The organism is Bacillus sp. JJ1474 (genome assembly GCF_036965225.1).
GTDB lineage: Bacteria > Bacillota > Bacilli > Bacillales > Cytobacillaceae > Cytobacillus.
Window position 1 is genome coordinate 22,352 of sequence record NZ_JBALPC010000075.1, and the last position, 2,508, is coordinate 24,859.

Here is a 2,508-nt window from a genome sequence, read left to right on the forward strand (position 1 = left end):
AGTTCTCAAACTCGAGAAATGTTATGCTTTCTTAACTCTTTTAAAAAACATCCCCTTCTGCTTTTCACTAGCAGAGGGGATGTATTTTATTAGTTTAACCTTCCGTTGTTGGGAGCACATTTTTAATTTGCTTAAGGACTTCATTATCTTCATTTTCCTTAATAAGAATATGCACTCTTCCTTTGTCTTCATGAGTTCTGATTAATCTTCCAATTCCTTGCCTTAACCGTAAAAGCATATACGGCAAATCAACCTCTTTAAACGGGTCAGAGGCCCCCTCACGTTTTGCTTTAAAAACAGGATCTTGAGGAGGAAATGGCAATGAGAATATAAAGACATTTTCAAGTGATCTCCCAGGAACGTCTAAACCTTCCCATAAATGAACTGAGCATAGTACTGAATGCTCTTCATTTTGAAAATTAGATACGAGCGTACTAATTTCAGCATCTCCTTCAAAATAGACAGGGAATTTCATCTTGCCTTCAATCCTCTTTTTGAAGCTGGCAAGCTCCTCTTTTGCTGTAAAAAGGACTAACGCTCTTCCATCAGACTTTTCTAGTTGTTCTTCGACATATTGCATTTTCTCATCAAGTGAATCCTCTTTAAATGCCGGCATATTAATAACCATATTATCATCATAATTAAATGGCGAAGAAACGGTAAAAGATAAGTAGCTGTCGATTCCTAAGCTTTTCGCCATATAATCAAATGACTTATTTTCCGAAAGTGTCGCAGAAGAGAAAATAAATGGCTTCTGTTGAGAGAAGACTTCTTCTCTCATAATATCTTCAACCATGCGGGGCATGATTACGAGCGTTCTTTCCCCTGCATGTTCCTCGAACCAAGTGATCCCCTTCAAATCCTTTAGAAATAAGGATAGCGAATACGATATTTGTTCTAAATACTCCTCAACAATTTTTAAATCATATTCGTTAATAACATACATTTCGCTTTCAAACACAAGCTCATCTTCAAGTGAACTAATATATTGAAGAAGTTTTTTTCCTTCCTTGATGACAATCTCAGACTTTTTAATTGTTTTTTTATCCGAACCTTCTGCTAGAGAAGATGCCTTTTCAAGAGAAAAGAAAAATCGCTCATTTTGAATAATGGTTTCATCGATCATATGCAATGTCTTTTCTCTTACATCATTGGCCATTAATCGGGTTAATAGCGATTCAAGAATTTGCTCTGTAAATCTATAGGTTAATGCCTTTTGAGAGGCATATTCCAGTAAATGACCTTCATCGAAAACGACACAAGAACTATCCGGCAAAAGCGGAAGCTGCCCTTCTCTCTTTCTAGATTCCTTTGTCCAAATATGCTCCATATAAAAATCGTGGGAACAGATAATTATATCCTTCGCATTCCTGTAGAAATCACGATTCAAAGTTTGTCCACAACGATGGCGTTTTTCACATGTAAAGCAATCTTGAAAAGGATCCCATGCAATATCGTTCCATTTCTCATCTGTTAATTCAGGATATTCCTTTCGATCTCCATATCTTTCAAAGCTTTGCATGGAAGAACCAGAATGGACAAATTCAGGGAGCTGATCGTAAACCGAGTTATATGTATCCATATTTTCACTTGCAACTAATTGGTCAAGCTTATTTAAACATAGATATTGGTCCCTTGACTTCGCTAGCCGTACATCAATATTTAAGTTTAGTGCCTTTTCAAGCTTGGCAATATCGCCCTCTTTTTTCACAAGTTGCTCAATTAATGTTTCATCTGCACAGGCTATGATGGCTGGTTTATTTATATATCTTGCATAGGCTAGGCTATAGAGCAAATAAACAATCGTCTTTCCTGTACCTACACCCGCTTCAGCGAATATAACCTTCTTTTCCTTAAATGCCTTTTCAAGCTGAAATGCCATGAAAATTTGTTCATCACGCATTTCAAAGCCTGCTTCAGGCAGGATATCGTAAAAAACATCCCCGATCCATTCACTTAATTTATCAAAAAAAGATTCACTTTTGGACAATGCAAAAGGCATTCTGCTTTGCATATTACCCCTCCGACATAGAAAAAATTTAAGCGCCTGTTAATAGACGCTTCATCTCATACCTGTATCATTATCTCATCTTTGTTTCATTGTTAAACAAAAGACCATCAATCATTGTATCGTAAATAGAGAAAGTGTCAAGTAAGAAGTGCAAAAGCCGCTTTAAGAACTAAAACATAAAAGAAAAGAACCTGACACATCTCAGCCAGGTCCCCTCTTAATAGCCGATCTTTTTATGTACAGATGAAAATGATAACGACATCGCTTGCTGAAGTTCATTTTGAGCAGTTTGCAACTGTTCGAGTGCCGCTGATGATAATTCCTGTTCCCCCTTCACCGCTTCAATCGTATTTATTAACACCTGTGATATTTTATTAAAATCTATATTGGAATGGTGCATTGGCTTGGCCTCCTGATCCTCTAAATGATACATCTATTGTATTCAAGGACAGGTGGTTCTATGCTCCGAAAGTATTATTTTTCTCGAGTTTGAGAAC

The 2,508-nt window shown here is 36.7% G+C and carries 2 protein-coding genes; both read right to left on the reverse strand.

The features are described 5' to 3' along the window. Window positions 1-94: 94 nt before the first annotated feature. On the reverse strand, window positions 95-2,014 hold the full coding sequence (locus V7164_RS11050; RefSeq protein WP_335354094.1) for an ATP-dependent DNA helicase: 1,920 nt from the start codon (window positions 2,012-2,014) through the stop codon (window positions 95-97). A gap of 214 nt (window positions 2,015-2,228) precedes the next feature. After that, window positions 2,229-2,411 (reverse strand): hypothetical protein, encoded by a 183-nt coding sequence (locus tag V7164_RS11055; RefSeq protein WP_335354095.1) that lies wholly within the window; start codon window positions 2,409-2,411, stop codon window positions 2,229-2,231. Window positions 2,412-2,508 lie beyond the last annotated feature (97 nt).

Excerpts from the sequence above, each read along its gene's own strand:
- V7164_RS11050 (WP_335354094.1), bottom strand. The coding sequence starts at position 2,014 with ATGCAAAGCAGAATGCCTTTTGCATTGTCCAAAAGTGAATCTTTTTTT.
- V7164_RS11055 (WP_335354095.1), bottom strand. The coding sequence starts at position 2,411 with ATGCACCATTCCAATATAGATTTTAATAAAATATCACAGGTGTTAATA.